This window comes from Acidocella sp. (genome assembly GCF_013044125.1).
Lineage (GTDB): Bacteria > Pseudomonadota > Alphaproteobacteria > Acetobacterales > Acetobacteraceae > Acidocella.
In genome coordinates, this window is sequence record NZ_JABEVC010000080.1 from 1 (window position 1) to 7,147 (window position 7,147).

A 7,147-nucleotide genomic window follows, 5' to 3' on the forward strand; every position below is an offset into this window, starting at 1 on the left:
CCCGCCATCGCCCCCGCCATCACCCCTGCAAGCGGGGTAAGTGCCTATGCTTGAGCAGCCGCAGGATGTTGAAACGCTCGACCTCCTGGACTCCATGCGCGCGCCGCAATTGCGTTCGTTGCTCATGGAGAACCTGTCTGACCGTTTCATGCGCCAAATTGCCTTCGCTTTGTTTCAGCGCATGCGTCACAGTGTGCAACTCCTCAGCTGTATCAACGGCGTCACCAGCCATGAGTCCGCACTGTCCCAGCTGCCCGAGGTCATGCTCGCCGGCATCAGCGAACTCGCGCCCTTGCGCGGGCGCATGCTCCTGGCGATTGACGGCGACCTCATCGGCGCCGTGGTTGATGCCATGTGCGGCGCCACCGCCTCCCACCCCTTTGAGCGTTACGAGCTTTCCGCCCTGGAAACGCGCATCGGCAAGCAGATGATCAACCTGTCCCTGGCCACCATTCAGGAAACCCTGAGTCCCCTGGCCCAGCTCGACCTCGCCCCCATTGCTTACGAGACCGCCACCGGCATGCTCGCCATCGCCGACGGCCAGGACTGGATGATCGCCGTCACCGGCATTTTCGAAACCGCTCTGGGCACCGGCACCATCAAGCTCATCGCGCCATATGCGGGGTTTGAACCTTTGGAAGCCAAGGTCGCCTCGCAATCGGGCCTGCTTGGCCAGCGCGGCGCGGACACGGGCTGGATCAACGGCATCGAGGCGCTCACCGAGGTCACGCCGATTGACATCACCTTTGAGCTTGCCCGCGTCAACCTGCCCCTCGCCGTGTTCGAGGCGCTCGCCCCCGGCGCCATCCTGCCCTTTACCCTGTCTCCGGAGGCGATCGCCGTCTCCGGCGGCATTGACCTGTTCTACGCCGATTACGGCCAGAGCGGCGGCTATGTCTGCTGCCGCGTGAAAGCGGACGGCGCCACTGAAGGAGACCCATACATGGCTGATCAGATAGACCGTTCTGCCGCCCCTGATGACAAAGCCGCCGGCAAATCACCCCTTGAATATGAACGTGCCGAGCTTGAGCGCATCCAGCCGCAACCGCGCGGCGCCCCGATACTCACCGGCAAAAAAATGCTGGACCGTGTGCAGGTCTCCCTCACCGTGGAGCTTGGCCGCACCCAGATCACCGTAAAAGACCTGCGCCAGCTCCGCCACGGCCAAGTCATCACCCTCGACCAGACGGTCGGCGAGCCCCTCACAATCTTCGCCAACGGCCAGAAGCTCGCCTATGGCGAGGTCGTCGCCGTCGCCAACGACCGTTACGGCGTGCGCGTTACCGCCCTGGCCGAGGACATGGACGCAACGGCCGAGGCCGGTGCATGAGCGCAAACGGCGTCAGCATCGGCGCTTGGCTGGCCTTCGCGGAACTCGCGGGGCCGGTGCTGCTGCTCATGCTTCTCATCGGCCTGGCCGCGGGCATCATGCAAACCGCCACGCAAATCCGTGAAGCCTCGATCCCCTTCGTGCTCAAACTCATGGGCATGGCGGCGCTCACCACCACGGCGGGGCCGCTGATGCTGCGCGGGGTCGAGCATTACGCCATCAACCTCTTCCATGCGATTCCAGGGCTGCTCCATGGCTGAGGCCGCTATTCTCCCGCGCCCCGGTTCGCTCAGCGCCACCCAGCTCTCCGGCCCCATCGTCATCCTGCTGGTGCTGGCGATGCTCGTGGTGCCCTTGCCGCCGGCCGCCATCTCCTTTCTCTTCGCGCTCAACATCTCCGCCGGCCTCGTCATCCTCGGCGCCAGCCTCTACATCCCCTCGCCGTCGGAATTTTCGTCCTTCCCTTCGGTGCTGCTCGCCACCACGCTCATGCGCCTGGCGCTCAACGTCGCCACCGCGCGCGCTATTTTGCTCAACGGCTACACCGGCCCCGGCGCCGCCGGCCATGTCATCGAGTCCTTCGGCCAGTTCGCCGTCGGCGGAAATTTCGTGGTTGGCGGCATCATCTTCGTCATTCTCATCATCATCAATTTCATGGTCGTCACCAAGGGCGCCTCGCGTGTCGCGGAAGTTTCCGCCCGCTTCATGCTGGACTCATTGCCCGGCCGCCAAATGGCCATCGATGCCGAGATCAACGCCGGCATCCTTAGCCCGCAGGCCGCCGAGCGCCGGCGCGACACCCTTCGCCGCGAGGCTGATTTCTTCGGCGCGATGGACGGCGCCTCCAAATTCGTCCGTGGCGATGTCGTCGCCGCGATGATCATCCTGGTCGTCAACATGCTGGGCGGCCTCATCATCGGCACCCTGCAGGACGGCCTGCCCCTGGCCGACGCCGCCCGCACCTACACTCTGCTCACCGTGGGGGACGGTCTGGCCGCCCAAATCCCCTCGCTCACCATCTCCGTCGCCGCCGGCCTCGTCGTCACCCGCGTCGCCACCGGCGAGGACATCGGTCAGCAGATCAAGTCCCAGCTCAGCAAATACCCGCAGGCCCTGGCCATCGCCGCCGCCATCATGGGCGCCATCGGCCTCGTGCCGCAAATGGCGCATATCCCCTTCCTCATGTTCGCAGCCGCCCTGGGCACCGCTGCCTGGCGCCTCTCGCAGGCCGCCAAGGCGCAGGACGAAGCCGCCGCCGCCGGCACCGCCCCCGCCGCCGCGCAAAACAACGAGGTCAAACCCGACTCTTTAATCGACGTCACCGGCGTCGATCCCCTGGGCATGAACATCGGCTTCGCCCTGGCGCCGCTGGTCGGGCCGGGGGAGGGGCGTCTGCTCAACCGCCTCACCGCCGTGCGCCAGCGTTACGGCCGCGCCATGGGCTTCCTCGTCCCCGCCGTCCATATCCGCGATTCGTCCGATCTCCCGGCGCATGGCTACCGCTTCACCCTGCGCGGCGCCTCCATCGGCGGCGGGGAGGCTTGGCCCGGCCAGTGGCTTGCCATCGAAGGCCCGATGGTCACCGAAAAGCTCAGCATCGGCCGCCCCGTGAAGGACCCGGCCTTCGGCCAGGCAGCAGTTTGGATTCCCCAAGGCGGCATCCCCGCCGCCGAGGATCTTGGCTACACGGTGGTTGACGCACCCAGCGCCATGGCCACCCATTTCGCTGAAATCCTCAAACGCCACGGTGCCGAGCTGTTGGGCCGTCCGCAGGTCGAGGGGCTGATGACCCGCCTCGCTGAAACCACCCCCCGCCTGGCGGAAGACCTGCGCACCAACCTCTCCATCGGTCTCATTCGCCAGGTGCTCCAGGGTCTGCTGGCCGAGGAAGTGCCGATCCGTGATTTTGAGCGCATCGGCGAAGCCCTGGTCGAAGCCGCTGACGGCGGCACCAAGGACGTTGATAAACTGCTCGCCGCCGTGCGCCTGCGCCTCGGCCGTTTCATCGTCACCCAGGTCGCGGGGGCGGATCCCGTCCTGCGTGTTGCCGTGCTGCAACAGCGGCTGGAGGAGCTGGTCGCCAAATCCCTGCGCACCGGCCGCGAGAGCGGCATCGGCCCGGAGGTGGAGGCCGAAACCGCGACCTATCTGCGCCAAGCCGCCGAGAGCGCGGCGCGCGCCATGCGCCAGCGTGGCCTCAAGCCTGTTCTGGTTGTCCAGGGGCTCACCCGCCGCGCCGTCGCGCGCGCCACCGGCGGGCTCATCCCCGTTCTCGCGCTGGAGGAAATCCCCGAGACCCTGCCGCTGCAAGTGGTGCACACCGCCGAGCCTGGTCCCGCCAATGGATAACCCGCAACCCGCCTTCAGCCCGGACCAGCCGCATCTCTCCGCGCTTTACGGCGGCTGGATCAAGCGCACCGCGCTGCTGCTCAAATCGCGCATGCCCTGGGCCGAGCTGGACGAGCTGCTGCAATGGGGCGCCATTGGCATGCTGGAGGCCATGAGCCGGTTTGACCGCGCCCACGGCGTCGCCTTCGAGGCATTCGCCGCCAGGCGCATCCGTGGCGCCATGATCGACGGTCTGCGCCGCGACGGCGCGCAGAGGCGCGGCGAGTTCATGCTCGACGCCGACAAGGTCGACACCGCCGCCTTCATGGACGGCACCAGCCCCGACGATCCGCTGGCCCTGCTGCTGCGCGCCGATGCCCGCCACCTGCTGGTCGAAGCTCTCAAAACCCTGACCGCGCTCGAATACCAGGTGCTGGCCCTGCATTTCTATGACGAAATGAACAACCGCGAAATCGCCGCCATTCTCGACATGAGCGAAGGCTACGCCTCGCGCATCCGCAAGCGCGCGCTGGAGTCCCTGGCCATCTACATGAACACCGCCTTGAAGGGAGAGACCGTATCGTGACCAGTCTGATTGGTTTGTTGTGCGGCTTTCTGGTGATCATCGGCGGCGCCCTGTCCGACAGCGACCCGCTGTCCTCCCTCTTCAGCCTCACCGCCGTCATCATCGTCATCGGCGGCTCTTTCGCGGCGCTGCTCACGCAATTTGGCCTGGCCCGCGTTCTGACCGGCATGAAGGGCATCGTCTGGCTGGTCAAACCGCCCAAGACCGACTTGCGTAAATTTATTGAGCAGGTCGCCGAATGGTCCTCCCTGGCCCGCAGCCAGGGCACGCTGGCGCTGGAGAACGTGCTGGGCGACGTGAAAGACCCCTTCCAGAAACAGGGGCTGCAAATGATCGTTGACAATACCTCGCCCGATGACCTGCCCACGATTCTCGGCATCATGGCCGAGAACACCGGCCGCATCCAGGAAACCCCGGCCGAGGTCTGGGAGGCCGCCGGCGGCTACTCGCCCACCATCGGCGTCATGGGCGCCGTGCTCGGCCTCATCCATGTCATGATGCGCCTGAACCACCCCGAGGAGCTGGGCGGCGGCATCGCCACCGCCTTCGTTGCCACCATTTACGGCGTCGGCTTCGCCAACCTCATCGCCCTGCCGCTCGGCAACCGGCTCAAGCAGCTGGCGCAGGAGCTGGAGCGCGAGCGCCATGTCGTCATCCAGGGCTTCATGCTGCTGGCCGCGGGCAAGCCCGGCATTCTCATCCGCCAGAACCTGCAAAGCTTCCTCACCGACGAGGGTAAAGCCAAACCCAAGCCCGCCGCGGATGAACCCGCCGCCGCCGCAACCGAACAGGCCGCCTGACCATGTCCCACGCCGCTCCCCCCGGACCGGGCAAAAAGCCTGAAAAACCGCCCAATCATGAGCGCTGGGTCATCAGCTACGCCGATCTGCTGACCCTGCTGCTGGCCACCTTCGTGGTGCTTTATGCCTCCTCCTCGCGCAACAAGTTCAAGGAGCAGGAAGTCGCGGCCAGCTTCATCACCGCCTTTCACGGTACGCCGCCCTCGGTGGTTCATAATTCGGGCGCCAGCCGCGGCATTCTGCAGCACCACACCTCGCCCATTCCCAAGCCGCCGGGCTCGCCTGCGGCCAACGCCAAAATCCCCAAGGAGATGGCGCATCAGCTCGCGGCCGACATCCTGTCCCTGAAGCAGTTGCAGCTCAAGCTCACCGCACTGCTGCAACCCTTGGTCGACAAGCACGAGGTCTCGATCCAGAGCCAGCCGCTTACCCTCACCATCGAGCTGGATGCCTCGGTCCTCTTCGCCTCGGGCGACGCGACGTTGAAACCGGCGGCTGTCACCCTGCTCAATCAGGTTGGCGTGGGGCTTAAGAACATGCCGGCCCCCTTCACCATCGTCGTGCAGGGCTACACGGATGATAAACCGATCTCCACCCTGCAATTCCCCTCCAACTGGTCGCTCTCGGCTGAACGCGCGGTCAGCGTCGTCAGCCTGTTCGTGAGCAACGGGGTGCCCGGCGGCCAGCTCTCCGCCCAGGGCTTTGGCCAATTTTCTCCCATCGCCCCCAACACTGACGAGATCGGCCGCGCCCGCAACCGCCGCGTGATGGTGGTGGTGCACGCCCCCGATCCCACCGCGCAACCCGCGAAGTAGGAGCCGTCCATGGCCAAACCCCCCGCCGCCAAGCGCGGCAAAACAACCCCCAAACTGCTCCGGCCTGGCATGCTGATGCTCGCCGCCGTGTTCATCTGGTCGGCGCGCCACCAGCCTCCGGTTTTCACCCCCGCCAGCCTCTCCGGCTGGGTGTTCGGCGCCGCCACGGTTGCCCTGCTCACCCGCGCTGCCCTGGCTCTGGCCGCCCCCGTGCTGGGCGTGTTCGGCGCCATCTTTACCCAGGCGCTGCAACACCTGCAGCACGGCGCCGAGTCATGAGTTTCGTCACCGCATCGCGCGGCCGCGCCAAAACCTTCGTGCAGGCTGTCCTGGCGCAGGACACCGCCAGCCTCGCGGAAACCGAGGCTGAAATCGCACGGCGCGTCCGCCAGGAGGTCGCCCGCCTGCGCGAAAAATCCGAGTCCGAGGCCCGCGCCGAGGCTGAAACCCAGATTCGCGCCGCCATGGAGCCGCAGGCCGCCGCCCTTACCGCCGCCATCGCGGCACTACAGGCCGCCTGGGCGCAACTCGCCGCCCCGCTGGCGCAAAAGGAGCGCGACCTGGCAGATCTCGTCACCGAGCTTTCCTTTTTGCTTGCCCGCCACATCACCGGCGTCGAGTCGCAAACCAACCCCGCCAGCCTGCAATCCCTGGTCACCCGCCTCATCGCGGAGGCCGCCGCCGAGCGCGGCCCGCGCCAGAGCCTGCTTCTGCGCCTCAACCCGGCGGACCACGCGCACCTCCTCGCGCTCATCCCCGCCGAGACCGCCAGTCTGCTGGCGGACGAAACCGTCGCCCAAGGTGGCGCGCTGGTTGAGATCATCGCCCCGGACGGCGATCCTCTGGACAAAATCGAGTGGGACGCGAGCCTGGCCAGCCGGCTGGAAACCATCCGCGCCGCCCTGGCGCTCCCCCCCGGTGACCTCCCATGAACCTGGATTCACGGTTGAACATGGATACCATCCGCGGCCTGGCGCGCGAGCGCCTGCGCGAGGCCCTGTCGCGCGATCCGGTGCGCCGCTTCGGGCGCATCACCCGTTCCAACGGCGAGGTGCTGCACGCCAGCGGCATCCGCGCCCCCATCGGCTCGCGCTGCCTCATCGCGGCCGAAGGCAGCGCCGAATTTCTCTCCGCCGAGGTTGTCGGCTTCGAGCAGGGCGCCCTGCTGGTCATGCCCGAACAAGGCACCCGCGGCGTCATGCGCGGGGCGCGCATCCATGTCGAATCACGCGCCCCCGCCCCGCTGATGGGCAGCGCCCTGCTTGGCCGCATCATTGATGCCCGCGGC

Annotated in this window: 8 protein-coding genes and 1 pseudogene; all 9 read left to right on the forward strand. The window is 66.8% G+C overall.

Annotation, left to right across the window (positions count from 1 at the left end; translation table 11 throughout):
* Positions 1-46 precede the first annotated feature (46 nt).
* Positions 47-1,330 carry a FliM/FliN family flagellar motor switch protein gene (locus tag HKL97_RS04815; RefSeq protein ID WP_291422999.1) on the forward strand — a complete coding sequence of 428 codons (1,284 nt, stop codon included), beginning with the start codon at positions 47-49 and terminating at the stop codon, positions 1,328-1,330.
* Entirely contained in the window at positions 1,327-1,590 is a 264-nt protein-coding gene (locus HKL97_RS04820) for a flagellar biosynthetic protein FliQ (protein ID WP_291423002.1), read from the forward strand. Before HKL97_RS04815 ends, HKL97_RS04820 begins: the two co-directional genes overlap by 4 nt.
* Positions 1,583-3,679 carry a flagellar biosynthesis protein FlhA gene (locus HKL97_RS04825; protein ID WP_291423004.1) on the forward strand — a complete coding sequence of 699 codons (2,097 nt, stop codon included), beginning with the start codon at positions 1,583-1,585 and terminating at the stop codon, positions 3,677-3,679. The genes HKL97_RS04820 and HKL97_RS04825 overlap by 8 nt, the downstream gene beginning before the upstream one ends.
* Positions 3,672-4,244 carry a sigma-70 family RNA polymerase sigma factor gene (locus tag HKL97_RS04830; RefSeq protein ID WP_291423007.1) on the forward strand — a complete coding sequence of 191 codons (573 nt, stop codon included), beginning with the start codon at positions 3,672-3,674 and terminating at the stop codon, positions 4,242-4,244. Before HKL97_RS04825 ends, HKL97_RS04830 begins: the two co-directional genes overlap by 8 nt.
* Complete coding sequence (locus tag HKL97_RS04835; RefSeq protein WP_291423009.1) at positions 4,241-5,044, forward strand: flagellar motor protein; 804 nt, start codon at positions 4,241-4,243, stop codon at positions 5,042-5,044. Before HKL97_RS04830 ends, HKL97_RS04835 begins: the two co-directional genes overlap by 4 nt.
* Before the next feature lie 2 nt (positions 5,045-5,046).
* Positions 5,047-5,859 (forward strand): flagellar motor protein MotB, encoded by an 813-nt coding sequence (locus HKL97_RS04840; RefSeq protein ID WP_291423011.1) that lies wholly within the window; start codon positions 5,047-5,049, stop codon positions 5,857-5,859.
* Positions 5,860-5,868: 9 nt separating this feature from the next.
* Positions 5,869-6,138: a hypothetical protein gene (locus HKL97_RS04845; RefSeq protein WP_291423014.1), complete on the forward strand. Its 270-nt coding sequence runs from the start codon at positions 5,869-5,871 to the stop codon at positions 6,136-6,138.
* A complete protein-coding gene (locus HKL97_RS04850) occupies positions 6,135-6,791 on the forward strand; it encodes a FliH/SctL family protein (RefSeq protein WP_291423016.1) in 657 nt (218 codons plus the stop codon). Before HKL97_RS04845 ends, HKL97_RS04850 begins: the two co-directional genes overlap by 4 nt.
* Positions 6,788-7,147: pseudogene (gene fliI, locus HKL97_RS04855) on the forward strand (flagellum-specific ATP synthase FliI); the annotation flags it as partial. The gene HKL97_RS04850 and the pseudogene fliI, both read left to right, overlap by 4 nt.